Origin of the sequence: Campylobacter sp. TTU_617, from assembly GCF_016599045.1 — a bacterium.
In the GTDB taxonomy this organism is placed as follows: Bacteria; Campylobacterota; Campylobacteria; order Campylobacterales; family Campylobacteraceae; genus Campylobacter_D.
The window spans coordinates 1-25291 of the sequence record NZ_JAENKV010000004.1; the positions used below are offsets into that span (position 1 = coordinate 1).

The window sequence follows — 25291 nt, forward strand, 5'->3', positions numbered from 1 at the left end:
TATTCATAGTATCAAAAGCTATTTTACTATCTAATTCTTTACAATCTATATAAAAGATTTTAAATTCTTTTTTACTTTCTAAAAATGCTTTTATGTTGGAATAGTAGTTGAAATTTGTTGTAACTTTTTTAATTGGTTGCATCCAATAAGATAAACCCTTACAATCTGGTTTAGTATTGGTATTTCATAACCATTTTTTCCAATATAATATATAGTATCAAAGTTATCATCTAAATGATAAAAAATCTTTTTTTCACAAAGTCCGTGATTGATAAAAGTTTTAAATCTTGAAATAGGATCTCTTGTTAAAATGAGAATTTTAGTAGAATTAAAAATGCTTACTATATTTGAAATATATTTATTTTCTTTATTCCAAAAAATTAAATCCAAATAACTTTGTGAATTTTTAATCTTTTTAAGTTCATGTTTTGCGGTATAACAACGAGTAAGACTATCTTCAAAAGCAACATTTTTTTCAAATTACAAAATTACAAAAAATTTCCTAAAGCCCAATGAGCTGAAACACTATAAGAGCAAAGTATAAATTTATAATTTTTAGGCAAGGGCTTAAAGCATTTTGTATATTTTAAAACTATATGTTTTTCATAAGTTCTTAAAATTTTAAAATATCTATATTCTAACCAAGCTTTTAAACCTTTTTCTTTTAAAAGTTTAAAAGATTTACTTTGCGATAGTAGCTTCATAAAACTATCTCCAAATCACTTTTAAAATCTATTTCACACCAATTTCCATAAATTTCTATTGCTTTAGCATTATTAAATGTATCAATTAAAGCTTGCAGAAAACTTGTCATATACATATTGTTAAAATCTTTTCCATCATAAAAAATATTTTTATCAAGATTATCGTAAAAGTTTAAAACAGAAGGTAAAAAATTAGCACTAATTTTAAAAAGTCCTATGTATTGTCCTTCTATTTCATCATAACTTTTAGCCTTTTTTCCTAATTCTTTAATAAATCCTTTATTATCAAGTTTTAAAGTTTCAGCATCATCTAAAGGATTTTTAAATCTTTTTTGCCAAAGCTTTCTCCATTCTTTATCTATCACTATAGCCAAATCATCTTTAGCTTGCATAAGTTTTTCTATACTATCTTTAAAATAGATTATATCTGCATAAGAGACAATTAAATCTTCTTTTTGTTCTATGCATTTTTGCAAAAATTCTCTTGCACAAAAAAGAGTTTGAACCATATTTGTATGAGCGTAATTTTTATTTTCATAAAAATTATAAAGATTAAATTTATCCTCGATAAATTCTTTTAAAATATTAGATAAGTATCCTCCAACTACTGCTATATCAGAAATTCCAGCTTCTTTTAAAGCTTTAATTTCATAAGAGATTAATTCTTCGTTTTGATATTTCACCATACATTTAGGATTATTTTTTGTTAGAGGCATAAGTCTTGATCCAAATCCTGCTGCTAAAATAATTGCTTTCATTTGTTTTCCTTTATTGTATTAAGCCATTGTTTCAAAATTTTTGTATTATTGAGTCCATTTTTTCTTTCTATATGCCACATTAAACCAAAAATATTTTTATCCTTATGCTTAAAAGCTTCTATACTTTGATCTTCTGCTATAGCTAAAATTTCTAAATCCTTGCCTAAATTTACAATAGCATAATTATGAAAGGAATTGCTTATAAAAGAATTTTCATCATTTAAAATCACTTTGTGATTTCCTACGTGATTAGAAAGCATTTGCAATGAAGAATTAAAAAAATAAGCTATCATTTGCGCCCCACGACAAATTCCTAAAAGTGGGGTATTTGTTTTTAAACAATATTTAATAATTTTTTCTTCATAAATATCTCTTTTTTTAGACAAAAAACTTTCTTTAAATATACTTAAATCATTGCCTCCGCTTAAAATAACAGCTTTTAAGTAAGGAGCATAGCGTTTAAAATCTATTTCATAACTTAAAGCAAGAGGAATAAAATCTTTAAAAAGAGCAGAATTTGAAAATAAATCTCCCCATTCAAGCGCTAAGGCTTCTCTTAATTCTTTATATTTTTCTTCTTCTATTAATCTTTGTGTAATACCTATAAACAAATGATTTGCTCACTTTCACAATCTATGATAAGTTTCTTTGCTTTTAAATATTTTGCAAAATCAACCTCTCCAACACCTATAACAGCTGGTATTGCAAGTTCTGAAGCTCTTATAGCCATATGAGAATTAGCTCCTCCATAACAAGTAATAAAACCAGCGATATTTTTAGTAAATAAATAATCATATCCAGGATCTGCTGCATAAATAAGAACGATTTTACCCTCTAAATCAGTTTCATTTTCTTTTGCTGTTTTAGCATTGATACGCTTTTGAGTAATAAAATTTGGGATAACAGAGCTTGAAGAAAAAGCAAAAATTTGACTAGCTTTATTTAAAAGTGAAGGAAGTTTCAAAGCCAAGGTTAATTCATACTCTTTTTTATGACGTTTAATTTCTTCTAAAAACTGCTCTCTAGGATTTTGAGAATAAAGACTTGAATAAAGATTTAAAATACTTTTTATATCAAGATGTGCCATATCTTCTTTATCTATTTTATAATATTTTCCAAGCTCTTCAATCATGGAAATGCTTTTAGAAAGTAATTTTGTAAAATCAAATTTTACAAGTTCTCTTCCTTCAATAGCATTTTTTAAAAAAGAAAAAAACTCATCTGTATTTATGCTAAATCCATGCTCTTTTAAAAGATTTTGTAATTTCTCTTTTTTATCAATACTAAGAATGAAATCTGATTTTAAATTTTCTTCTTGCTTATAATTTTTTATATCAAAATAAGCTTTAAAATTTTCATCATATCTTGGAGATAAAATATTATAAGTTCCAGCTCTTAAATGTCCAAAAATTTCCAAAAACTCTTGCTTATTTTCTTCATTTAAAGAATTTATTTTAAAACTTAAAGTTTTACTTATGGTTTCTAAAGAGTTTAAAAAAAGCATTTTTTCTTCTTTGGTAAAAAAATTAATCTCAACTAAAGAATTTAACATTTGCATTGCTACAAACCCAGCTCTTGCAACTCCAGCAAAAGGTAAAGTTCCATAACGCTTGCATTCTTCTAAAAGCCAATAAATTTTATCAATCAAAGAAAAATCAGAATTAATAATATCTTCATAGCTTTGTTTTAATTTTTTTGATTTTTCAATATCTTTTAAATAAAGTCCTTTTTTAGAATCTATAATCTCATTTGTAAGTTCAAGTAAAGAAAATTCAAGTCTTTTAATCTCGTTTTCATTGAATCCTTCATTCAAAAGAGTTTTAAGTTTATTAGGAGTATTAAAATCATAACAAGAAAATACTATATCAAATTCAACTTTATCATGTAATTCGTGATTTTGATCAAGCTTATCAAGATAGAAATTAATTAATTTCTTTGCAATTTTTTCATCTAATTTTTTAGGAATAAAAGAATTAAAAGAAAGTCTTACATCAACATAAGGAATTCCTAAAAAAGAATGTATCAAAGGATGAGATCTTAAATCTCGATAACCATAATTATTTCTTTGATATGCCCAAATATTATCAGTAATTATTTCTTTATACAGACTTAAAGCCAATCTTTTTGGTTTTAAACCTATAATTTCAGCCGGATTCCAATCAGGCATTACACCAAAAAGTGCTTTATCTCCTAGAACTCTTGGACGTTTTTCTTGTAAAGAAATAAATCGTTTATAAAACCTTTCTAAAGATTCTTTTGGTAAAGCTTTAAAAAGATTTATTTTATTTTGCATTACCAAAGGTCTTACTTGCAAACAAAAAAGTTCGCTTTTACCTTTATAAGTTGCAAAAGCAAATTCAATATCTAAAAAATTACAAGAAAATAATTTCTCTAATTCCTTTATCATAGTAATAATTTCTTGATTATTTTCATCTTCAAATTCTAAATAATTTCTATAATGAAAATAAACACAAGCATTATTACTTGAACCATCTGTAATTGAACTATTTGAACCACTTTTATCATAAGAAAGACAATAATAAGGAGCAAAATTATCTTTATCTACACTAAAAGCTACGCCACAAATTTTAATATCTTCTAACATAGGTTGAATAAGAATTTCATCATTTTTTGAAGGCATAGAATTTCCAACTTCTTTTAAAGCTTTTAAAAGATCTTCTTTATCATTTGAAATATTTGCAAGGGATAAAAATGCCCCTGCATTAGAATTCATTGTACTATCTTCACTTTTTGAAGAACTACGAACAATAAGTTTTTTAGAATCCAAAGTCTTAATTTTCTCTAAAACTTCACTAACTTTATACTCAAGCTCGTTTAAAGAAGTGATAACAAGAGGCAAAACCTTTGCACTTTTTAATTTATCTTGTAAAATAAGTAAATTTTTTGCCTTAGTTTGAAATTCTAGCTTCATTATGATCCTTATTTTTTCTTAGCACTCCAACATCTTGTAGTGTATTTAATATCAAATTCTTTTGGAAGTCTTTCACTCATTTTTAAACTAATTTTTTCAAAAAGCTCTGCTCCCTCTTTTGTTTCTAAATCCCAATAAGGATTTTTAACGCTTTTCCAAGCATTAATATAATTTTCTATACTTTGATGAAAATAAAAATCTTCTTCTATATAAACTATATTATCAAAAAGATCCTTTCTACTTTCAATAATAGGTCTTTGATCTTCTCTTCTAGTTCCTCTTGTATAATTTGGAACAAATTCTAGAATAGTATCTTCAGCAATTTTTTGGATAGGATCATTTAAATCTCTGTGATTCCACATACAAGAAAAATAAGCATCTTTTTTTAACAAACGATAACTTTCTTCTAAAGCTTCATTTCTATCCATCACATTAAAACTACTTCCAAAAGTTACCCAATCAAATTGATTATTTTCTAAAGTAGAATCAACTCCTGTTGCTCTAACCCATTTTATATTTTGCCCTTTAGTTCTCTCTATGCCAATTTCTCTCATAGCATCATTTGGCTCTACTGAAACAACTTCACAAGATCTCTCAAGTAACATAATACTCAAATTTCCAGTTCCAGCACCAATATCAGCAACTTTTAAATTTTTATTAATATCTTTTGATTTTGCTAATGTAATTAACATATCTATAGTTTTTGGTGCATAATTTGGTCTATAACTATAAAATTTTGCATGTTTTGTATAATCCCATACTTGCTCTACTAATTTTTGCATTTTATTTCCTTTTTTCATTCTTAAACAAGCTTTGATGAAAAAAGGGAAATTATTTTATGCTTTTCTAGCTGTCCAAGCTCTTATTTTATAAGGAATTTCTATACTTTGCATATGTGAAATTTTAGCTTCTATCATATCTAAAATTTCTTTCCATCTTTTTTCACCTGCTTGTGCTTGTATATCATTTACAGAATGCCAAGCTCCAAGATAACGTTCTTTATCCCAAAACTCTTTGTAATCACACTCCATAAAAAAGCAATCTGTGAAATCTCCTGTTGAGACAAGAATTTCTTCCCACTTTTTAACATTTTGCGTCCCACTGCTCACACGATTAAGCTCTGGAACAATATTCTTAATTTCCGTTTCAATTTCATCAAAAACAGAACCTTTTACTATATGGCGTGGATTCCAAATTGCAGTGAAATACCCCCCCCCTGTCAATATACGATTAAATTCAGGGAGTGATTTTTTAGGATCAGTCCAATGGAAAGAACTTGCCATAATAACCCAATCAGCTATACCACCTTCTATATTAGTTTCTTCTCCACTGCCTTTTTTCCAAGTAATATTTGAACAATCTTGAGTATATTTTATCCCCTCTTTTCTCATATTATCATTAGGTTCAACTGCTGTAATATTTAAATTAAACTCATTGGCTAAAATCTTAGTTAATTTTCCTGTTCCAGCTCCAACTTCAACGACATTTAGATTTTGTTTATTTTTATCATTAATACAACGAATTAATTTTTCAATCAACATAGAACTATATGCAGGTCTATTATGATAATGTTTTGCAACTTTTGTAAAATCACCTTGCTTCATTGAAATTCCTTATAAATTTTAAAGTATAAATAAAAAATTAATTATACCCCGCCCCTATTAAATTTAAATTAAACAAGAAGGCAAATTTAGGGTATAAAATTATATAAATATATAATCACACTTTTGCTTTAAATACTTAAAAGCTAAAGCAAAGATTTAAATTGCTCTAGAGCATCAAGTTGTTCCCAAGGATAATCTTTTTGACCTACTTGCCCACGTGCAGCTACATCAGCATATAAAAAAGTTTCTTTGCTTGGTCTATCAAGATGAAATTTATCTCTTATCCAATTTGGAGTTAAAGCAAAATTTTTCATTATAAAATCACTTAAAACCTCATCATTTATCTTGGTATTTGTCCCCATGCAATCAACACTTACTGAAATTGGCTTAGCAACACCTATAGCATAACTAAGTTGAACTATGCATTTCTTAGCAAGTTTTGCTGCAACTATATTTTTAGCAAGCCATCTTGCTGCATAAAGACCACTTCTATCGACTTTAGTATAATCTTTAGAAGATTGTGCACCACCCCCAATAGGTGAATACCCGCCAAAACTATCAACGATAAGTTTTCTTCCGGTTAAACCACTATCATGTAAAGAACTATGATTAACATATTTTCCTGTTGGATTTATCAAAATTCTTGTTTTTTCAAGATTAAAGAGTTCTTTTGGTAAATTTGTGTCTAAAATAAGCTTCATTATCAAAGCTCTTAAATCTTCTATTTTCATACTTTCAATACAAGGCGCAGAAACTACTATAGTATGAATACTTTGTGGCTTGCAATTTTCAAAATTCTCTTTTGTTCCATAATCAATAGTTACTTGAGTTTTAATATCTACTCCAAGTTCATGTGGGTGATCTTTAGCATAAGCATAAACTTTATCACAAAGCATTCTCGCATAAGAAATTGCAGCTGGCATATACTCATCAGCTTCACAACTTGCAAAACCAAACATAATACCTTGATCTCCTGCACCAGTTTCACCATCTTCTTGATCAACACCTTGGTTAATATCTGGACTTTGCTCATTTAAAAATACCATAACCTCGATTTCATCAGGATGCAAACATTGCTCTTTGCTAAAATGTCCTGCTCCATCATAACCTATATTTCTTAAAACATCTTTTACTAAATTGTCATAATCTTGTTTATTAAGTTTGTAATTTGATTTAACCTCTCCTCCAATTACAACTTTATTTCCTGCGACAAAAACCTCACTCGCCACCCTTGAATTTTTGTCATTTTTCAAGAGTATATCCACTATTGTATCAGCGATTATATCAGCACACTTGTCAGGATGACCAGGGCTTACGACTTCTGAAGTGAATAGATACATAAAAGTCCTTTCTAAAAAATAAAGCTTTATTATAGTCTTATTAAATAAATTTATAGTTAAAATATTTGTAAGATTAAGTTTAGTTTTGTTAGAATGAAATTAATTTTTATACTAATACAAAAAGGAAAAAAATGAGGCATCTTATTAGTACAAAAAATTTAAGCAATCAGGAAGTTTTAGATATTTTTAAAGATGCAAAGGATTTTCTAGACAAAAAACCAAGAACGCTATTAGAGGGCAAAAGTATTACAACTATATTTTTTGAAAATTCCACAAGAACACTTTCAAGTTTTGAAAGTGCCGCAAGAAGATTAGGTGCTAGAGTATTGCGTTTAGATGTTGCAAGAAGTAGTTCTAGTAAAGGAGAAACACTTTATGATACAGCAGCTAATTTAGATGCTATGAATCCTAATGCAATAATAATTAGACACTCACATTCAGGAGCGCCTGAAATTTTATCACGCTATATTCATTGTCCTTTGATTAACGCAGGAGATGGAAAACATGCACATCCAACACAAGCTTTGCTTGATTTATTTACAATTTATGAACATTTTGAAGGTGCAGTGCAAGGGAAAAAAATTGCTATTATAGGAGATATTAAAAGCTCTCGTGTTGCAAATTCAAATATTGATCTTTTAACACGCTTTGGAATTAAAATCACTCTAGTTGCACCGCCTCATTTTATGCCAAATTCTAATTTAGAATATACTTATGATGCAAAAAAAGCTATAGAAAAAGCTGATATTATTATGAGCTTAAGAACACAAGTTGAAAGACACGAAAAAATAGTTTATGCTTCACTAAAAGATTATGCTAATAATTTTTGCATTAATTCAAATTTGATTGATGATAAAAAAGTAATTTTATTACATCCTGGTCCTGTTAATAGAAATATTGATATCAGCGATGAAGTGATGAATGATCCAAGAAGTTTAATTTTAAAACAAGTTGAACATGGAGTTGCTATTCGTATGGCTGTTTTAAAAAAATTTATCTTAGAAAATTAAGGAGAAATAAATGCTAGAATGGGATTTAAGTTCATTATTTACAAACGAAAATAAACTTGATGAATTTATGCAAAATTATTTAAAAAAATCATCTGAATTTAAGCTAAAATATGAAAATAATCTTTATAAATTAAATCCTAAAGAATTTTTAGTTTCTTTAAAAGAATATGAAAATCTCAATCTAGTATTACAAAAAATTCTCACTTTTGCTTATTTAACTTTTGCAAAAGATACAACAAAAGGTTCTTTTTATGCAAAATATGAAGAAGAATGCAAAAAAATTGAAGAGAATATACTTTTTTTTGAACTAGAATTTTGCGATTTAAAGCAAGAAAAATCACAAGAATTTATTAATTTTTGCAAAGACTATAGCTTTTATCTTGATAATTTAATTAAAAACAAACAATATAATCTATCAAAAAAAGAAGAAAGAATTTTATTACAGCTTTCAAATACTGGAGCAAATGCTTTTGCAAGACTTTTTGATGAAAGTATGAGTGCTTTAAAAATTCCTTTTGAAGGAAAAAAATTAAGCGAAGAAGAGATTTTAAGCAAACTTTATCATCACGATAGAAAAATACGTAAAAAAGCAGCTAAAAAATTCACTAAAAGTTTAGAAAAAAATTCTCTACTTTTAACCTTTATTTTCAATATGGTAAAAACCCAAAGACAAATAATTTGTAATTTAAGAGGTTATGAAAATTACGAACTTCCAAGACATATAAGTAATCAAATTTCACAAAAAAGCGTTGATACTTTAATTTTAAGTGCTCAAAAAAATTTTCATCTTGTTTCTAAATTTTATAAAAGAAAAAAACAAATTTTAGGTTTTAATAAATTAAAAGATTATGACAGATATGCACCTATTGGCAAAGAAGCCCATTTTGACTTTAAGGAAGCTAAAAAAATAGTTTTAAATGCTTTTGGAACTTTTTCTAAAGAATTTAAAGATATAGCACAAGAAGCCTTTGATAAAGGTTGGCTTGATGTATATCCAAAAAATAAAAAACAAAGTGGAGCATTTTCTCATCCAGCAACACCTGATTCTCATCCTTTTATTTTATTAAATTATACTAACCAAAGACGTGATCTTTTTACCCTTGCACACGAATTAGGACACACTATACACCAAAAACTTTCTTATAAAGTAAGTTTTTTAAACCAAAATACTCCTTTAACTACTTCTGAAATGGCTTCTGTTTTTGCTGAAATGCTTGTTTTTGATTATATTAAAGACAGACTTAATAAAGAAGAATTATTAGCCCTTTATGCAGCTAAAATTGAAGATATTTTTGCCACTTTTTATAGACAAATTAATTTTACTTGTTTTGAAAGACGTATTTATAAAGAAAAAAATGAATTAAGCAAAGATAAAATTGATAGAATTTGGCTTGAAGAATCTCAAAAAATGTTTGGAGATAGCGTTATTTTAACTAAAAACTATGCTTGCTGGTGGTCTTATATCCCTCATTTTATACATTCGCCATTTTATTGTTATGCTTATGCTTATGCACAACTTTTAGTCTTAGCTCTTTATGGACTTTATAAAAGCAATAAATGTTCTAATTTTAAAGAATTGTATCTTAAGATGTTAAGTTCAGGAGGTAGTATTAGCCCTAAAGATCTCATAGCTTCATTTGGTTTTGATATAGAAAGTAAAAATTTCTGGGAAATAGGCATTAAAGAAATTGAAAAATTAATTAATGATTTTATTAATTTTAAATAGTCTTTTATTTAAGGAAAAATTATGATAGAAAAGCTTTTGCAAGATAATGATTTTATAAAATTAATGCAACAACACTGCTATGAAATTATCCAAACTTTAATTGAAAAAAATATAGAATTTTCTATAGTTTGCAATACAAAATATATTCAGTTTAATCCCGAACTTCCTAAACATTTAGATCTAAGCGAAAATCCTTATACACTTTTTGCTTTAGCAGGATATACCTTTACTTCTATCAAATTAGATAAAGAATACATTCATTTTCATGCAGGATTTGGAGCAGATGATTTTGCTACTTTTGTTAAAGTTGATTTAGGAGCTATCACTCAAATCCAAATTGAAAATAATGCTATATTTATCAATTTTAGTTTCTATAAAAGAAAAGATGAAAATCTTGCCAAAAAATCAATAGATTTATTTTTAAATAATCCTAAAAATAAAGATATCTTTAAAAAATGATTTTTAAAGATTTAAACCAAAGCCAAAAAGAGGCTATTAAACATATAGATGGACCTATGCTTATTTTAGCAGGAGCAGGAAGTGGAAAAACAAAAACTATTACAACAAGACTTGCTTATTTAATTGATGAAGTTGGCATTCCTGCGCAAAATACTTTAACTTTGACTTTCACCAATAAAGCAGCTAATGTTATGAAAACTAGGGCTTTAAATTTGATGAAAAATTCCAAGAATCAAAATCCTTTATTATGCACTTTTCATAAATTCGGTCTTTTATTTTTAAGAATGCACATAGAAAAATTGGGGCGTAAAAATAATTTTATCATTATTGATACCGAAGATAAAAAAAAGATTATCAAAGAACTTATAGATGAAGATTTAAATGCTTCAAATCTTTCTAATTATATTTCATATTTAAAAAATCATTCTAAAAATGTAGAAATGGTTTTTAATGATTTAAATCTTTACAAAAATGAAGAGGAAAAATTTAAAAAATTTGAGAAATTAGCTCTTTGTTATAAAAATTATCAAAACTATCTTTTAAAAAATAATTTTGTTGATTTTGATGATTTATTAATGTTAAGTAATATAATCTTAGAAAGTGATCAAAATTTTGCCAAAGAACAAAGCACACTTTATCACTATATCACAGTAGATGAATATCAAGATACCAATGCTTTACAATATAAAATTCTAAAAAATCTTTGTTTAATACATGAAAATATTTGTGTTGTAGGCGATGATGATCAAAGTATTTATGGATGGCGTGGTGCAAAAATCGAAAATATTTTAAATTTTCAAAGCGAATTTAAAAATGTAAAACTTGTAAAACTTGAACAAAATTATAGATCAGTAGGAAATATCTTAAATGCTGCCAATAAACTTATAAAAAACAATGATAAAAGATTAGGTAAAGAACTTATTTGCACTAAAGATCAAGGAGAACAAATTAAGATCGATGAAGCGCAAGATGAAAAAGAAGAAAGTCTTAAAATAGCAAAACATATAAAAACATTACTCCAACAAGGAGTTGATGCCAGCGAGATTGCTGTTTTATTTCGCATTAATGCTCTTTCGCGCGCCTTAGAAGAGGCACTTAATAAAGAAAAAATTCCTTTTAAACTTTTAAGTGGAATTAAATTCTATGAAAGAGCTGAAATTAAAGATATTATTTCTTATCTTAGACTTCTAATCAATCTTAATGATGATTATTCTTTGAAACGTATCATAAATAGACCAAGAAGAAATTTTGGTTCTACAAGTTTAAAAAAATTAGAAGATTATACACAAAAAGAAAAAATCTCATTATTTGAAGCTCTTAATAATCTTGATCAAAGCGAATTTTTTCCTAAAAAAACACAAAAAGAAATTCATCTTTTTTTAGAACACATAAAAGCTTTACGAGAATGTAGCAATTTAAAAGAACTTATTAATCAACTAGAAGAAAAAATAAAACTCAAAGATTTTTATCAAAATCAAGCAGATTCTGAAGATAAAATTTCTAATATTGATGAGTTTTATGCAAGTCTTAAAGATAAAATTAAAGAAGGATATTACGAAAATTTAGATGATATCTTAAATGAAATTGCACTTTTAAGTGATCAAGATGATCTTAGTGAAAAAAGCATTAATATAATGAGTATCCACTCAAGCAAAGGACTTGAATTTGATCATATTTTTATTATGGGATTAGAACAAGGTATATTTCCATTATTAAATGATACAAGCGATATTGAAGAAGAAAGACGCTTAGCATACGTTGCTATTACAAGAGCTAAAAAATATCTTTATCTTAGTTTTGCACATTCAAGATTTCATAAAGGCATAAGAATGCCATTTAAAAAAAGTCAATTTCTTGAAGAAAGCTGCTTAAATCTTAAAAATTTAAAAAAAGAAAGCATTTCACAAGGACATATTTTACAAGAAAAAGAAATAGGATTTAAAAAAGGGGATTTAATTAAACATAAAATTTTTGGGATAGGAAGAATTATTGAGGTTCAAAAAAGTAAAAATGAAGAAAAACTCAGTATTAATTTTGGTGGTATTACCCGTAATATCTTATCTTCTTTTGTGGAAAAAATAGTATGAATAAACTTTTTGTCGGCTACAAACCAAGCGGAATGAGTTCAAATGCTTTTTTAAATTCTATTAAAAAAAAATATAAAGTAAAAAAAGCAGGTTATTCAGGAACGCTTGATCCCTTTGCTAAAGGGGTTTTAATTATAGCTTTTAATCAATTTAGCAAACTTTTTCGCTTTCTAAAAAAAACTCCAAAAATTTATAGGGCTACTCTTTGGCTTGGGGTTAAGTCTTTAAGCTTAGATGATAAAAATATCACACAAGTAAAAATAATCGATTCTTACAATCTTGATTTTTTAGAGAAAATTAAAAATGAACTTTTAGGAGAAATTGAATTTATTCCTCCTCAATTTAGTGCAAAAAGAATTCAAGGTAAAAGAGCTTATGAATTTGCAAAAAAAGGACAAAATGTAGAACTTAAACCTTGTAAAATGTATATTTATGAATGTAAAATTTTACATTATAATCATCCTTTTTTAACTATAGAACTTTCAGTGAGCGAAGGAGCTTATATTAGATCTTATTGTGAAATTTTTGCTAAAAAAATAGGAATAAATGCAACATTAAGCGCTCTTGAACGTATTAAAGAAGGTGAGTTTTTTTATAACAATGAAAAAAGTTTAAATGTGCTACAATATTTAAATTTAAAAAAAAATTTCCTTAAAGATAGCGATAAATTAGAAAATGGAATAAAAATTGATATCAAAGAATTAACATATCAAGAAAATGGTACTTACTATCTTGAAGAAAAAAATTTTTTTTCAATTATTAACATTGAAAATAATAAAGTAAATTATATTTTAAATAAGGTTGCAAAATGTTAATATTATCACGAAAAGAAAATGAAAGTATAAAAATTGGTGAAGATATAGAAATTAAAATTGTTCAAACTGGAAAAGGTTATGCAAAAATAGGCATAGAAGCACCAAAATCCTTAATGATACTTAGAAAAGAACTCATTACACAAATTAAAGATGAGAACTTACATTCAGTTGTCCAAAAAGAAATCAAACTTGATGATCTTAGCAAGAAACTAAAAAAATGAAAGCTTATGCTAAAGCAAATATTTTTTTAAAACTTATTGGCTTAGATAAAAGATCTTATCATTTATTAAAATCTCGCTTTATTTTAATAGAGGAACTTTTTGATGAACTTTTAATCATAAATCAAAAAACACAAGAAGGATTTGAGCTCATTAGTGATTTTATATGTGAAAATAATATCATCGAAAAAGCTTATCATTTGCTTTGCAATTATGGATATAAATCTGAATTAGAAGAATTTTTTAAAAACAAAAGTCTTAAGCTCATCAAAAATATCCCAACTTGTGCAGGTCTTGGCGGAGGAAGCTCAGATGCGGCAAGTTTTTTACTGATGATGAATGAAGAATTAAATTTAAAAATTTCTAAAGAAAAACTTGTAAATTTAAGTTTGCAATTAGGTAGCGATGTAGCTTTTTTCTTAAGTGGTTATAAAAGTGCTAATGTTAGCGGTTGTGGAGAAATTATCGAAGAAATTTATGATGATATTCCAAATTTAGAATTTGCTTTCCCAGAAATTCGCTGCCATACAAAAGAGGTTTATAAACAATTTGATAAAACTTCTTTTGATTTTTCAAAAAATTTTGAAGAAGCTAAAAACTATGAAAAATTAAATACTAAAGAGCTTTTAGAAAGATTTAATAATTTCAAGCTTAATGATTTATTTACTCCTTGTGTAATTTTATATCCTAAAATGAAAGAATATTTAACTAATAATTTTTTCTTAAGCGGTAGTGGAAGTAGTGTTTTTAAGGTTAAAAAATGAAAAAAAATATTGCAAGAAATAAAAAAGCTTTATTTGATTATACTATTTTAGAAACCTTTGAAGCTGGAATTGTTTTAAAAGGGAGTGAAGTTGTAGCATTAAGACAAGCTAGGACAAATCTAAAAGATTCTTTTGTTCGCATTATTAAAGGGGAGCTTTATTTGCTTAATGCCCATATTTCTCATCTTAATACAACACATTCTCATTACAAACATGAAGAAAGGGTGCCAAGAAAACTTCTAATGCACAGAAGACAAATAGACAAACTTTTAGGAAAGGTAAGTGTAGAAGGTTATACTTTAGTGATTTTGGATCTATACTTTAATATTAAAAATAAAGTTAAGGCAACCTTAGCATTAGCTAAAGGAAAAAATTTACATGATAAACGTGAAACTTTAAAGAAAAAACAAGCTGATTTAGAGGCAAAAATGGCTATAAAAAATTATAAAGGATAAAGATGAAAAATAAATATACTTTATTAGTTTTATTATTACTAGGTTATTTTATCAGTGCTTGTTCTAATAATGAAGAAAAAATTCAAAATGATTTTTTATTTAAAGAATATAATCAAGGTGATAAAATTGTTTTAAATAACGTAAATGGTGGAAGTAAAACTTTAATAAGAACTCAAAAAGGTTTTATCATAGAAGGAGATGAAAATAAAGTGCTTATGTTTGATTTTTTTGGAACTTTTTGCACACCTTGTAAAGAAGAAGCACTTGAACTAAGCACTTTATGGAAAAATAACACTAAACAATTTTTTATTATAGGCTTAACACATTTTGAAGATGTAAGTGATACTGAAGTTAAAAAATTTGCTGATGATTATGGAGCTTATTATTTTTTAAGTAATTCTAATGAAAATAGTAGAATTATTGCACAAATTTTAAAAGATATTAATTATCAAAGCATGGAACAACTTCCTTTTAAAGTCGTTTTAAAAAATGGAATTTATCAAGAATTAACTGATTATTGGAATGAAGGTAAAAAAACTTATTTTTATTTAGGAAAAATTCCTACAAGCTTAATGCAACAAGATTTAAATTTAATTTATGAGAAAAAATAATGGCAAAAACTCAAATTTTAGAACATACAAAATTAAAAGAACCAAAAATGTTTAAAGTTTTACTTTTAAATGATGATATTACTACGATGGATTTTGTTATAGAAATTTTAATGAATATTTTTCATCATAGTTTTGAAGTGGCTAATAATATTATGCTTGAAGTTCATTGTAATGGTTCAGGTGTATGCGGAATTTATACGCAAGAAATTGCCCTTTCAAAGCAAAAACAAGTTTCAAATGCTGCCTTAATGGCTAATTTTCCATTAAAAACTAGAGTAGAAGAAGAATGAAATATCAAGAAGAATTAAAAAAATTTTTAGAAAATGCTAAACACCTAAGTAGTATAAATCATCACGAATTCGTTACTTGCGAACACGTATTATTTGTTCTTTTAAAATTAAGTGAAAACTTTAAAGAAATATTTAATGAACTAGGCAATAATGATTTTACACTTTTAGAAAATGAACTCAAAAATTATATTGCTCAAAAAAATCAAATTTTAAATAAAGAAGTTATACCTGAATTTTCTTTAGTGTTAGAAGAAATTTTATTTAAAGCCAAAAAAGAAAATCCTTTACAAGAAATCACAATTATTGACTTTTTAGACCAACTTTTACAAGATGATAGAACCTATTGTAATTTTTTACTTCAAAAATATGGTTTAAATCTTGATAAAATTCAGCAAATTAAAAATTCAAGTCAATTAGATAATCTTAATACCTTTGCAAGTGATTTAATAACCTTAGCAAAAGAAGGAAAAATAGATCCTTTAATTGGTAGAAATTTTGAACTACAAAGAATTATACAGATTCTTTGCAGACGCAAAAAAAATAACCCTATTTTAGTAGGAGAAGCTGGAGTTGGTAAAACAGCTATTGTGGAAGGATTAGCCTTAGCAATTTATGAAAAAAAAGTTCCTAAACAATTACTTGATGTAAAAATTTATAGCCTTGATTTAGCCAGTCTTTTATCTGGAACAAAATACAGAGGAGATTTTGAAAAAAGAATTAAAGATATTTTAAACGAACTTAGTTCTATACCCAATGCTATTTTATTTATAGATGAAATTCATACTATTGTTGGAGCTGGGGCTGGAAATGATTCTTATACTGATTTTTCCAATCTTTTAAAACCAGCTCTTAGTAATGGAGGATTAAAATGTATTGGTGCTACAACATTTATAGAATATAAAAATACTTTTGATAAAAATAAAGCCTTGAGCCGTCGTTTTGCTAAAATTGATATTGATGAACCTACAGAAGCTGAATGTTTTCTTATACTTCAGGGTTTAAGACCTAAATATGAGAAATTTCATAATATAAAATTTAATGATGATATACTTAAATCAAGTATAAAATGGAGTAAAAAATTTTTTAATGATAAATTCTTGCCAGATTGTGCTATTGACCTTATTGACGAACTAGGTGCTTCATTTGCACTTGAAAAAAAAGCGAAGAAAAATGCAACTTTAAAAGATTTAGAACTAACATTAGCAAAAATGACTAAATCTCATAAAATTTTTGAATTTGATCAAAATAGTGCCTTAATCAATTTAGCTTCTAATTTAAAATCTGTTATTTTTGGACAAGATGAAGTTATTGATAGTGTTTGCAAAACTCTTAAACAAAGTTATGTAGGATTTAAAAATCAAAATACACCAAAAGGAGTTTTTCTTTTTACTGGTTCAAGCGGAGTAGGAAAAACAGAACTTTGTAAAAATTTAGCTAAATTTTTAGGACTTCATTTAGAAAGATTTGATATGAGCGAATATGCTGAAAAACACGCTCTAAGCAAACTTATAGGATCTCCTGCTGGATACATTGGTTATGAAGATGGCGGGATTTTAAGCAATGCAATTAGAAAAAATCCTTTTAGTGTAGTTTTATTTGATGAAATTGAAAAAGCTCATCCTGATCTTAGTAATACTTTTTTGCAAATATTTGATAATGCAAGCTTAACAGATAATAGCGGAATGAAGATAGATTTTCAAAATACTATTATTATTATGACTTCAAATCTTGGCTTAAAAGATTATAATGAATTAGGTTTTCTAAGTCAAAAAGAAGAAAAAAATAATAGAGCTATCAAAGATTTTTTTGCCCCTGAATTTATCAATCGTATCGATAAAATTTTACATTTTAATGATTTAAATGATGATATCTTAAGCAAAATTGTTCAAAAAGAAATTAGTGAAATTTCAAAGAATTTGGCTATTACTTTAGACATTGACACAAAAGCTAAAATTTATCTAGCTAAAAAAGCTTATAATAAAGAATTTGGAGTCCGATTACTAAAACGCATTATAGCTGAAGAAATCGGAGAAAAAATAAGTGATGAAATTCTCCAAGGAAAACTTAAAAGCGAAAAAATAAAAATCAAACTTAATAAAAATGGAAAACTTCAATTTATATACTAAACTTTTAAAAGCTCCAAAAGATAGTCCTGTATTTTTAACCTCCAAATTGGAAGAAGAATTTATACTTAAGGCTTATACTTTTGGATTATTTCCTTGGACTAGTAATCCAGTAACTTGGTGGTGTCCAGATCCTAGATGTATTCTTTTACCCGAAGAAATTCATATACAAAAAAATATGAAAAAATTTTTTAAAAAATATAGCATTAAACTTAATTTTAATTTTTTAAATTTAATAAAACTTTGTAAAAATACTAGAGAGCAAAGCTGGATAAATGATGATTTTATATACACATATACCAATCTTTTTAATCTAGGATATGCCCACTCTTTAGAAGTTTATAAAGATGATATTTTAGCAGGTGGAATTTATGGACTAATAATAGGAAAGGTATTTTTTGGTGAAAGTATGGTAGGAGTAGAAAAAAATGTATCAAAAATAGCCTTAATTAAGCTATGTGAATTATTAAAACCTTATGATTTTTTAATAGATTGCCAAGTTTATAATTCCCATTTAAAATTCATGGGAGCTAAAAATATTCCAAGAGAGCGATTTTTAAAAATATTAAGCGAGAAAATTCAACTAAATAGTGGATTTAAAAATTTTAAAAATCTTTTATAACTATTTTTTATATTTATAATTAATTAATTATAATTTATATAAATTTGCTAATCCTAATAAAATCATTTTAATACCCATTGCCACTATAAAAACTTGAACTATTCTAGAAAAAACATGTAGAATAAGTTTTCCAAAAATTTTTTCTATTGTTGCCGCAAAATGAAATAAAAAAAACATAAACATAAAAGCTAAAATAGTAGCACCTAATGCTATTTCTAAACCACTATCTTCACGAATAACTATAACAGCAGCTAAAGTTCCAGGTCCCACAAGCATAGGAAATGCCATAGGAATAAGGCTTTTTCTTAAAAAATCTTTTTCACTTAAATCTTGGTAATATGAAAAATCCTCAACAACAATCGAAGTAGAAAAAAGCAAATTTCTAATTGCCATAATCATAAGAATTAAGCCACCAGCTATTCTTAAATGATCCAAATCAATTCTAAAAATATAAATCATTAAATAAGATCCAGAAAATAAAAAAACAAGAACAATTAAACAAGCAGTATAAAGAATATTTCTAAAAAGTTTTTTACGCATAGAAGTTGGCAAACCTTCACTCATAGCAATAAACTGTGTTAAATTTCCAAAAGGATTTAATACAGCAAGCAAAGCAATAGCAGAAACTAATATTAAATGAAATTCTGATTCTAATTCGGCAAACATCTCAAAGCTTAATTATAATAATTATTTAATATTATTAGTAATTTTTACCAAATCACCTTTTGCAAAAGGTTTTAAATCTTTATATGATATCTTAAAAAAATCCAAATTTCTTCCAACCTCTGCCAATAAAATGCGTAAATTAATATAAAGACTATCTTCCTTAAAGGATACATCTTGTTCAAGAATGTTAAAATTATAATTATTTTTAAAAAAATCTAAATTAGCCAAATCATATCTTTTATGAATTTCAAAATAATTCTTAAGTTTTTTTGTAATTAATTTCTTAAAGGCAATATTGTTTTTAACAAGATCTTTTAAAATATAAGTTTTTATTTTTTTATTTTTAAGATCAAGCACAAAACCGCTCTCATAAAAAGAAGGATGAGCTGCAAAACTATAAGAATAGCTTACAAAATTATCAAAAAACATCATATCTTTAGTAATATAAGCAATTTTTAAAGTATTATTAAAATCTTTACCATATACATTAAGAAAATCTTTTTTAAAAAAATTATCTTCATCTTGTAAAATTTTTTCTAAACTTTTATCTAAAGTTATAGAATTTAAATCTTTATTAAATTTCTGATTTTCAAAACTACCTAAAGTAATATTTAAATCTGGTATAAAAAATAAATTATTATTATAAGAATTTAATGCTTTAACTTTACCTTGTGGGGTTAAATTTTCTACTTCTAACTCTTTTGTAAGTTTAATATAATTAATTGAGCAAATATTATTTATCAAGCATTGATCTTTTTGATTTTCAATTAAATAATAATTTCCATTTTTCACGCTAAAGCCATAATTTTTAATTTCATAAGCATAAAGATTAAAAATAAAAAATAACATTAATATTAAAATTTTCAACATTATTTACCTTTAAATAAATTTAAAAAATTATAAGGTAATAAATTTAATATTTTTTAAAATTAACTACTTCTAATTATCTTTTTATTTTATAAAATTTATTTTAAAATGCAATTTTCTTATAAAAATAAATTCAAATCATTTAATAAATTATTTTCAACATAAAAATTAATACCTTTAATTATTTATAAAATTAAAATTTCTTAAAAATTATTCAATCATTTTATAAGTTAATTTTTGTATATTAATCAATTAAAATAATTTATAGTAAAATATATAATTAATTAAGGTTTAGCAATGAAAAAAGAATTTTTTGAAACTTTAGAAATAATTTTATACAATCAAAATTTAAATCAAAAAATTAATGATTTTTATAATTTTTATGATGATTTTAAAAGCAAAAAAGTTATTTTTAATCATTCTAATATCAGCATTCTTAAAGAAAGTAGCTATAAAAATGTAAAATTCATACATCCTACACGTATTAGAAGACCTAAATTTACCAAAAGCATAAAATCCTTAGCTCAAATTATACATTCAATTGCTCACATTGAATTTAGTGCTATTAATTTAGCTTTAGATAGTGCTTATCGTTTTAAAAATCTTCCTTTAAAATTTTATCAAGATTGGTTAGAAGTTGTAGATGAAGAAATAAAGCATTTTCAATTTTTAAATCAAGCCTTAGAACAATTAGGATATAAATATGGAGATTTTTTTGTTCATGATAATTTAGATTTAGCTTTAAAATTAACAAAAGATTCTTTAGCTCTTAGAATGGGGGTTGTACATAGAGGTTTAGAAGCAAAAGGACTTGATGCAAATCCTTTTGTTTTAAAAAAAATACAAACAAGTGATAATGAAATTAAACCTTTTTTGGAAGAAATTTTACACATTATTTTAAGAGATGAAATCACACATGTCGGCAAAGGGGATTTTTGGTGGAAATATTCTAAAAATAAAGAAGAAGATTTTTTAAATTTATGTAAAGAATTTAAAACTTTTTCTTTGGCTGGAAAACAACTTAATTTTGAAGCAAGAATTCAAGCAGGATTTGATCCTTTAGAATTACAAAAAATTAATGAATTTTATAATAATTAAATCTTTTTAAACATTAAAATTACAAAATTATACAAGGCTCTAATAATTCCATAAAGAACATATAAACTTGCTAAAAAAACTAGAGCCTCTAAAGGATAAAGATATAAAAAAGAAAAAATTATTATCAAAACAATTAACACTCTTAAAAAATTTGCACGAGAGAAATCAACTTTTTTAAAACTCGGATAACGGATATTACTTACCATTAAAAATCCAAGAATTGCTTGTAAAATTAAAAAAATAAGACCATAAGACTCTAAAAATTCATATTTTACATAAGCATAAGTATAAATTGCACTAACAACAGCTGCAGTAGGAATAGGTAAGCCAATAAATACCGAAGGTTCATATGTTCCAGTTGTCACATTAAATCTTGCCAAACGAATAGCACCAAAAACAACAAAAAAAGCTGTAATCAAAGAACCTAATTTTCCATAATCAGCTCCAATGCTTGTATAGAAAAATATTGCTGGAGCAACACCAAAAGCAACTAAATCTGCTAAAGAGTCAAATTCAACACCAAATTTTGAAGTAGTCTTTGTAAGTCTTGCGACACGTCCATCTAGTCCATCACAAATTAAAGATAATATGATATAAATTAAAGCTTTTTGATAATTTCCTTGTATAGAAGAAATTATTGAAATAATCCCTAAAAACGCCGAAATAGCTGTAAAAAGATTAGGTAATATATAAATAAGTTGGGGTTTATTATTCATAATTTCTCCTTTAAAAAATCACTCTAAATAACCTATTAAAGCTCCTGCTTTTACTTTATCTCCAAGTCCTACTTGAATGCGAATTTTATCTTTTGGCAAAAATAAACTTATGCTTCCATTAATAAAAAATCCTATCTCATCTCCAGCATTAAGTTCTGAATAAATGTTATATATATTCAATTTTCTATCCAATGACCCAGTATAAATTTGATAAATGATATTTTTATTATCCGTACTTGCAAAAATTGATACATTTTCATTCATATCTTTTGAGCTTTTTAGACTATTGCATAAAAAAAGTCCATACTTTTTTTGAATCTTATTAATTTTCATTTTAAAACAGGCATAAAATGTCCCTGGATTATAAAAAAAATTTTTAATATTTATTTCTATACACTCTCCTAATAAATAATGATTTAAATTTTGTATTTTTACAATTTTTCCATCAATAGGAGATAATATAGCTTTCTCATCCATACAAGCTAAAGTTCTTTTTGGCGTTCTAAAAAGAAACAAAAGCAACAAAAGTATTAAAAAGATTAAGATCGAAAAAGACCAAAATATCCAAACTATAAAAAATAAAGCTAAGCAAATTCCTATAGTAAAATATCCAACTTTTGAAATATACTTATTCATCTATCTCTTCTTTTGATAAAGAATCTTTATCTTGTTGTAAGCGTGTTGGAAGATTATTATTTATTTCATATTCTTTAATAATTTCCCTAACTTTAGTACCTTCAATAGTTTCTTCTTCGTATAAAGCTTCTACCATAGTTTCAATAGCACCTTTGTAATCATTTAAAATCTTCTTTACTTCATTGTATCTCTCATCCAATGTTGTTTTAACATAAATATCTAAAGATTCTGCCATTTTTTCAGAATAATCTTTAATTGTTTGACCACCATTTAAAAAAGTATTTCTTTGTTTTTCAAGTACCATTAGACCTGCAATTTCACTCATACCATACATAGATATCATAGCTTTTATAATATCTGTAGCTCTTTCAAGATCGTTGCTTGCCCCTGTTGAAATTTCTCCAATAAATACTTCCTCAGCAGCACGTCCTCCCAAAAGAACATCTACTTCTGCAAGCAATTCATGCTTTTGCATTAAAAATTTATTTTCTTCTGGAGTATTTAAAGTATATCCTAAAGCTGCTAAACCTCTAGGGATTACAGAAACTTTGCTTACTTTTTTAGCACCTTTAGTTGTTTCTGCAATTAAAGCATGACCACACTCATGATAAGTAACAATTTTTTTCTCTTTATCATTAATACGACGTGATTTTTTTTCAAGACCAGCTATAGCTCTTTCAACAGCTTCAACTAAATCATTTTGCTCTACATATTTTTTAGAATCTCTTCCAGCTAAAAGAGCAGCTTCATTGATGATATTAGCTAAATCCGCTCCTGCTAAACCTGCAGTAAGTCTTGCTATGTCTTCAACTTTTACACTAGGAGAAATTTTTACATCTTTCATATGCACTTTTAAAATATCACATCTTCCTTTGAAATCAGGTTTATCTACTAATACTTGTCTATCAAATCTTCCTGGTCTTAAAAGAGCTGGATCTAAAACTTCTGGACGATTTGTAGCCGCTAAAACAATCACAGGAGAACTCTCACTTCCAAAACCATCCATTTCAGCTAAAAGCTGATTTAAGGTTTGCTCTCTTTCATCGTTGCCGCCCATCATACCACTTGCTGCACGACTTTTACCGATAGCATCAATTTCATCAATAAATACAATAGCTGGGGCTTCTTTTTTAGCATTTTCAAATAAATCTCTTACTCTACTTGCTCCAACACCTACAAACATTTCTATAAAGCTTGATCCAGAAACACTAAAAAATGGAACATCAGCTTCACCGGCAACAGCTTTGGCTAATAAAGTTTTTCCTGTGCCTGGAGGTCCAACTAGTAAAAGTCCTTTTGGAATTTTTGCCCCTAATTTAATATAACGCTCAGGAAATTTTAAAAAATCAACTATTTCTTTTACTTCTTCTTTTGCTTCTTCAACTCCAGCTACATCAGAAAATTTTACTTTTGGTTTTTCGGAATTTACAAGTTTTTTAGAGCTTCCTATCCCTAGAATAGAACTCCCCATATTTTTTTGCATACGGCTTGCCAAAAACATCCAAATACCAAAAAAGATAAAAATTGGAAGTACCCATGAAAACAAAATATCAGTAAACCAATTAGTTTCAGAGTAAGCTCCATAAGCAATATTTTTTTGATCAAGCAAATTCACAAGCTCTGGATCATTGACTTTTTTAGCTGTATAAATAGTATTATGAGTTGAGGATATAGCTTTAATAGTAGTTTGTCCTATACTAACTTGATTAATTTGCCCGCTTTGTATGAGTTTTTTAAGTTCTGAGTAAGCTACATTCTTGCTTACCTCACCTCCATTTAAATTAACTCCAAAAGAATTATTTCCATCAAAAAATCCTTTAAAAAGAATTATCATTATGATTGCAAAAATTGCAAAAATAAAAATTGGATTTTTGTTAAAAAAATTATTATTTTTTGGATTATTGTTTTTATTATTTGGTTTATTCATTAAATTTCCTTTTTATAAACTAAACTTATCCATTCATTTGATTGAATTTTATCAATCAATTTTAAATCTTTAAATTTATCTTTTATTCTATTTTCATATTTATCTAAAATTCCAGACAATATAAGTATAGCATTATCATTTAAACATTTTTTAATATCATTTTCTAAAATCAAAATAATATCAGCAATAAGATTAGCTACTACTAAATCATATTTTTTATTTGCTTGATCTACAGAACCATGCCATATATTTTGAAATTTTACACTATTAATTTTAGCATTTTTTTTAGCACTTTCAATGGCTAAAATATCTGTATCGCAAATATCTACCTTACATAAATATTTTGCAATAATAATTGCTAAAATTCCACTCCCGCAACCTATATCCAAAGCTAACATATTTTTTTTAATATATTTTTGTAAAAATTTTATACAAGAATGAGTGCTTTCATGATGGCCAGAACCAAAAGCAAGTGCAGGATTTATTTTGATATTTAAACAATTTTCTTTTGGCTCTTGCCAAGAAGTATGAATATAAACATTATCAATCAAAATAGGATTAATGCTTTTTTTATACTCTTCAATCCAATCTTTATTTTCTTTTCTTTCAAGTTTTTTTTGAAAGAAAATTTCTTTATTTTCTAAAGTAGAAAGTTTTTCTACAAATATACCTAAGGCAAAATCTATATTTTCTAGACTGTCTTCAGATCTTATAAAAAAACCTCCATCTTTTTCCTCTAAAGCCTCAATCCCTAAATCAAATATGAAATCAGTAAATACCTTTTCATAGGATTTTTCAACTTTAAAAAATAATTCATAGTAAAATTTTTGCATTTTGAAACTATTGCCAAAAAGGCTTATATT

General features: G+C 26.1%; 26 protein-coding genes. 13 read left to right on the forward strand and 13 right to left on the reverse strand.

The features are described 5' to 3' along the window. Positions 1 to 488 precede the first annotated feature (488 nt). The 7 genes from GQV94_RS02825 to metK all read right to left on the reverse strand — a co-directional run bounded on the left by GQV94_RS02825 (position 489) and on the right by metK (position 7338). Positions 489 to 704, reverse strand: a complete 216-nt coding sequence (locus GQV94_RS02825; RefSeq protein ID WP_200169447.1) for a hypothetical protein — start codon at positions 702 to 704, stop codon at positions 489 to 491. Further along, positions 701 to 1462: a phosphocholine cytidylyltransferase family protein gene (locus tag GQV94_RS02830; protein WP_200169448.1), complete on the reverse strand. Its 762-nt coding sequence runs from the start codon at positions 1460 to 1462 to the stop codon at positions 701 to 703. Before GQV94_RS02830 ends, GQV94_RS02825 begins: the two co-directional genes overlap by 4 nt. Then, a complete protein-coding gene (locus tag GQV94_RS02835) occupies positions 1459 to 2073 on the reverse strand; it encodes a gamma-glutamyl-CDP-amidate hydrolase (protein WP_200169449.1) in 615 nt (204 codons plus the stop codon). Before GQV94_RS02835 ends, GQV94_RS02830 begins: the two co-directional genes overlap by 4 nt. Continuing rightward, complete coding sequence (locus GQV94_RS02840) at positions 2064 to 4394, reverse strand: PEP-utilizing enzyme (RefSeq protein WP_200169450.1); 2331 nt, start codon at positions 4392 to 4394, stop codon at positions 2064 to 2066. The genes GQV94_RS02835 and GQV94_RS02840 overlap by 10 nt, the downstream gene beginning before the upstream one ends. 8 nt (positions 4395 to 4402) lie before the next feature. Then, a complete protein-coding gene (locus tag GQV94_RS02845; RefSeq protein WP_200169451.1) occupies positions 4403 to 5176 on the reverse strand; it encodes a class I SAM-dependent methyltransferase in 774 nt (257 codons plus the stop codon). 54 nt (positions 5177 to 5230) lie between these two features. Then, positions 5231 to 5998, reverse strand: a complete 768-nt coding sequence (locus tag GQV94_RS02850; protein ID WP_200169452.1) for a class I SAM-dependent methyltransferase — start codon at positions 5996 to 5998, stop codon at positions 5231 to 5233. Positions 5999 to 6141: 143 nt separating this feature from the next. Beyond that, complete coding sequence (metK, locus tag GQV94_RS02855; protein ID WP_200169453.1) at positions 6142 to 7338, reverse strand: methionine adenosyltransferase; 1197 nt, start codon at positions 7336 to 7338, stop codon at positions 6142 to 6144. A gap of 131 nt (positions 7339 to 7469) precedes the next feature. Between metK and GQV94_RS02860 the strand changes: the two genes are divergently transcribed. Genes GQV94_RS02860 through aat form a run of 12 tightly spaced genes read left to right on the forward strand, consistent with a single transcriptional unit; the run spans position 7470 to position 18518 of the window. Next, complete coding sequence (locus tag GQV94_RS02860; RefSeq protein ID WP_200169454.1) at positions 7470 to 8348, forward strand: aspartate carbamoyltransferase catalytic subunit; 879 nt, start codon at positions 7470 to 7472, stop codon at positions 8346 to 8348. A 10-nt stretch (positions 8349 to 8358) separates the two neighbouring features. Then, a complete protein-coding gene (locus tag GQV94_RS02865; RefSeq protein WP_200169455.1) occupies positions 8359 to 10074 on the forward strand; it encodes a M3 family oligoendopeptidase in 1716 nt (571 codons plus the stop codon). A 21-nt stretch (positions 10075 to 10095) separates the two neighbouring features. Further along, a complete protein-coding gene (locus tag GQV94_RS02870; RefSeq protein ID WP_200169456.1) occupies positions 10096 to 10533 on the forward strand; it encodes a hypothetical protein in 438 nt (145 codons plus the stop codon). Beyond that, the gene (locus GQV94_RS02875; RefSeq protein WP_200169457.1) at positions 10530 to 12620 is read left to right on the forward strand and encodes an ATP-dependent helicase; all 2091 of its coding nucleotides are present in this window, start codon (positions 10530 to 10532) and stop codon (positions 12618 to 12620) included. Before GQV94_RS02870 ends, GQV94_RS02875 begins: the two co-directional genes overlap by 4 nt. Next, positions 12617 to 13435, forward strand: a complete 819-nt coding sequence (gene truB, locus GQV94_RS02880) for a tRNA pseudouridine(55) synthase TruB (RefSeq protein WP_200169458.1) — start codon at positions 12617 to 12619, stop codon at positions 13433 to 13435. Before GQV94_RS02875 ends, truB begins: the two co-directional genes overlap by 4 nt. Next, positions 13429 to 13656 (forward strand): carbon storage regulator CsrA, encoded by a 228-nt coding sequence (gene csrA, locus GQV94_RS02885; protein ID WP_200169459.1) that lies wholly within the window; start codon positions 13429 to 13431, stop codon positions 13654 to 13656. Before truB ends, csrA begins: the two co-directional genes overlap by 7 nt. Beyond that, positions 13653 to 14417 carry a 4-(cytidine 5'-diphospho)-2-C-methyl-D-erythritol kinase gene (locus tag GQV94_RS02890; RefSeq protein ID WP_200169460.1) on the forward strand — a complete coding sequence of 255 codons (765 nt, stop codon included), beginning with the start codon at positions 13653 to 13655 and terminating at the stop codon, positions 14415 to 14417. Before csrA ends, GQV94_RS02890 begins: the two co-directional genes overlap by 4 nt. Next, a complete protein-coding gene (gene smpB / locus GQV94_RS02895; protein ID WP_200169461.1) occupies positions 14414 to 14872 on the forward strand; it encodes an SsrA-binding protein SmpB in 459 nt (152 codons plus the stop codon). The genes GQV94_RS02890 and smpB overlap by 4 nt, the downstream gene beginning before the upstream one ends. Positions 14873 to 14874: 2 nt before the next feature. Further along, positions 14875 to 15483, forward strand: a complete 609-nt coding sequence (locus GQV94_RS02900; protein WP_200169462.1) for a TlpA family protein disulfide reductase — start codon at positions 14875 to 14877, stop codon at positions 15481 to 15483. Further along, positions 15483 to 15773 (forward strand): ATP-dependent Clp protease adaptor ClpS, encoded by a 291-nt coding sequence (locus GQV94_RS02905; protein ID WP_200169463.1) that lies wholly within the window; start codon positions 15483 to 15485, stop codon positions 15771 to 15773. The genes GQV94_RS02900 and GQV94_RS02905 overlap by 1 nt, the downstream gene beginning before the upstream one ends. Further along, positions 15770 to 17899, forward strand: coding sequence for an AAA family ATPase (locus GQV94_RS02910; protein ID WP_200169464.1), 2130 nt, complete (start codon positions 15770 to 15772; stop codon positions 17897 to 17899). Before GQV94_RS02905 ends, GQV94_RS02910 begins: the two co-directional genes overlap by 4 nt. Further along, positions 17874 to 18518, forward strand: a complete 645-nt coding sequence (aat, locus tag GQV94_RS02915) for a leucyl/phenylalanyl-tRNA--protein transferase (protein WP_200169465.1) — start codon at positions 17874 to 17876, stop codon at positions 18516 to 18518. Before GQV94_RS02910 ends, aat begins: the two co-directional genes overlap by 26 nt. A gap of 27 nt (positions 18519 to 18545) precedes the next feature. Here aat and GQV94_RS02920 read toward each other — a convergent pair whose 3' ends face one another. Together GQV94_RS02920 and GQV94_RS02925 are read right to left on the reverse strand one after the other, a co-directional pair. Beyond that, positions 18546 to 19184, reverse strand: a complete 639-nt coding sequence (locus GQV94_RS02920; protein WP_200169466.1) for a MarC family protein — start codon at positions 19182 to 19184, stop codon at positions 18546 to 18548. Between the two features lie 21 nt (positions 19185 to 19205). Next, positions 19206 to 20054, reverse strand: a complete 849-nt coding sequence (locus GQV94_RS02925; RefSeq protein ID WP_200169467.1) for a hypothetical protein — start codon at positions 20052 to 20054, stop codon at positions 19206 to 19208. Between the two features lie 294 nt (positions 20055 to 20348). On the opposite strand from GQV94_RS02925, the gene GQV94_RS02930 reads away from it, so the two are divergent. After that, a complete protein-coding gene (locus tag GQV94_RS02930; protein ID WP_200169468.1) occupies positions 20349 to 21149 on the forward strand; it encodes a ferritin-like domain-containing protein in 801 nt (266 codons plus the stop codon). Here the strand turns inward: GQV94_RS02930 and pssA are convergent. The 4 genes from pssA to GQV94_RS02950 are packed head-to-tail and all read right to left on the reverse strand — an operon-like array spanning position 21146 to position 25261. Beyond that, entirely contained in the window at positions 21146 to 21865 is a 720-nt protein-coding gene (gene pssA, locus GQV94_RS02935; protein ID WP_200169469.1) for a CDP-diacylglycerol--serine O-phosphatidyltransferase, read from the reverse strand. The two genes, GQV94_RS02930 and pssA, sit on opposite strands and share 4 nt — an antisense overlap. A gap of 18 nt (positions 21866 to 21883) precedes the next feature. After that, positions 21884 to 22501, reverse strand: a complete 618-nt coding sequence (locus GQV94_RS02940) for a phosphatidylserine decarboxylase (RefSeq protein ID WP_200169470.1) — start codon at positions 22499 to 22501, stop codon at positions 21884 to 21886. Beyond that, a complete protein-coding gene (ftsH, locus tag GQV94_RS02945; RefSeq protein WP_200169471.1) occupies positions 22494 to 24428 on the reverse strand; it encodes an ATP-dependent zinc metalloprotease FtsH in 1935 nt (644 codons plus the stop codon). Before ftsH ends, GQV94_RS02940 begins: the two co-directional genes overlap by 8 nt. After that, on the reverse strand, positions 24428 to 25261 hold the full coding sequence (locus GQV94_RS02950) for a 50S ribosomal protein L11 methyltransferase (RefSeq protein ID WP_200169472.1): 834 nt from the start codon (positions 25259 to 25261) through the stop codon (positions 24428 to 24430). Before GQV94_RS02950 ends, ftsH begins: the two co-directional genes overlap by 1 nt. Between the last annotated feature and the right edge of the window lie 30 nt (positions 25262 to 25291).

What these genes read in the sequence shown, in the direction of transcription:
- GQV94_RS02825 (WP_200169447.1), bottom strand. Translation starts at nt 704, where the DNA reads ATGAAGCTACTATCGCAAAGTAAATCTTTTAAACTTTTAAAAGAAAAA.
- GQV94_RS02830 (WP_200169448.1), bottom strand. Translation starts at nt 1,462, where the DNA reads ATGAAAGCAATTATTTTAGCAGCAGGATTTGGATCAAGACTTATGCCT.
- GQV94_RS02840 (WP_200169450.1), bottom strand. Translation starts at nt 4,394, where the DNA reads ATGAAGCTAGAATTTCAAACTAAGGCAAAAAATTTACTTATTTTACAA.
- GQV94_RS02845 (WP_200169451.1), bottom strand. Translation starts at nt 5,176, where the DNA reads ATGCAAAAATTAGTAGAGCAAGTATGGGATTATACAAAACATGCAAAA.
- GQV94_RS02850 (WP_200169452.1), bottom strand. Translation starts at nt 5,998, where the DNA reads ATGAAGCAAGGTGATTTTACAAAAGTTGCAAAACATTATCATAATAGA.
- metK (WP_200169453.1), bottom strand. Translation starts at nt 7,338, where the DNA reads ATGTATCTATTCACTTCAGAAGTCGTAAGCCCTGGTCATCCTGACAAG.
- GQV94_RS02860 (WP_200169454.1), top strand. Translation starts at nt 7,470, where the DNA reads ATGAGGCATCTTATTAGTACAAAAAATTTAAGCAATCAGGAAGTTTTA.
- GQV94_RS02865 (WP_200169455.1), top strand. Translation starts at nt 8,359, where the DNA reads ATGCTAGAATGGGATTTAAGTTCATTATTTACAAACGAAAATAAACTT.
- GQV94_RS02870 (WP_200169456.1), top strand. Translation starts at nt 10,096, where the DNA reads ATGATAGAAAAGCTTTTGCAAGATAATGATTTTATAAAATTAATGCAA.
- GQV94_RS02875 (WP_200169457.1), top strand. Translation starts at nt 10,530, where the DNA reads ATGATTTTTAAAGATTTAAACCAAAGCCAAAAAGAGGCTATTAAACAT.
- truB (WP_200169458.1), top strand. Translation starts at nt 12,617, where the DNA reads ATGAATAAACTTTTTGTCGGCTACAAACCAAGCGGAATGAGTTCAAAT.
- csrA (WP_200169459.1), top strand. Translation starts at nt 13,429, where the DNA reads ATGTTAATATTATCACGAAAAGAAAATGAAAGTATAAAAATTGGTGAA.
- GQV94_RS02890 (WP_200169460.1), top strand. Translation starts at nt 13,653, where the DNA reads ATGAAAGCTTATGCTAAAGCAAATATTTTTTTAAAACTTATTGGCTTA.
- smpB (WP_200169461.1), top strand. Translation starts at nt 14,414, where the DNA reads ATGAAAAAAAATATTGCAAGAAATAAAAAAGCTTTATTTGATTATACT.
- GQV94_RS02900 (WP_200169462.1), top strand. Translation starts at nt 14,875, where the DNA reads ATGAAAAATAAATATACTTTATTAGTTTTATTATTACTAGGTTATTTT.
- GQV94_RS02905 (WP_200169463.1), top strand. Translation starts at nt 15,483, where the DNA reads ATGGCAAAAACTCAAATTTTAGAACATACAAAATTAAAAGAACCAAAA.
- GQV94_RS02910 (WP_200169464.1), top strand. Translation starts at nt 15,770, where the DNA reads ATGAAATATCAAGAAGAATTAAAAAAATTTTTAGAAAATGCTAAACAC.
- aat (WP_200169465.1), top strand. Translation starts at nt 17,874, where the DNA reads ATGGAAAACTTCAATTTATATACTAAACTTTTAAAAGCTCCAAAAGAT.
- GQV94_RS02920 (WP_200169466.1), bottom strand. Translation starts at nt 19,184, where the DNA reads ATGTTTGCCGAATTAGAATCAGAATTTCATTTAATATTAGTTTCTGCT.
- GQV94_RS02925 (WP_200169467.1), bottom strand. Translation starts at nt 20,054, where the DNA reads ATGTTGAAAATTTTAATATTAATGTTATTTTTTATTTTTAATCTTTAT.
- GQV94_RS02930 (WP_200169468.1), top strand. Translation starts at nt 20,349, where the DNA reads ATGAAAAAAGAATTTTTTGAAACTTTAGAAATAATTTTATACAATCAA.
- pssA (WP_200169469.1), bottom strand. Translation starts at nt 21,865, where the DNA reads ATGAATAATAAACCCCAACTTATTTATATATTACCTAATCTTTTTACA.
- GQV94_RS02940 (WP_200169470.1), bottom strand. Translation starts at nt 22,501, where the DNA reads ATGAATAAGTATATTTCAAAAGTTGGATATTTTACTATAGGAATTTGC.
- ftsH (WP_200169471.1), bottom strand. Translation starts at nt 24,428, where the DNA reads ATGAATAAACCAAATAATAAAAACAATAATCCAAAAAATAATAATTTT.
- GQV94_RS02950 (WP_200169472.1), bottom strand. Translation starts at nt 25,261, where the DNA reads ATGCAAAAATTTTACTATGAATTATTTTTTAAAGTTGAAAAATCCTAT.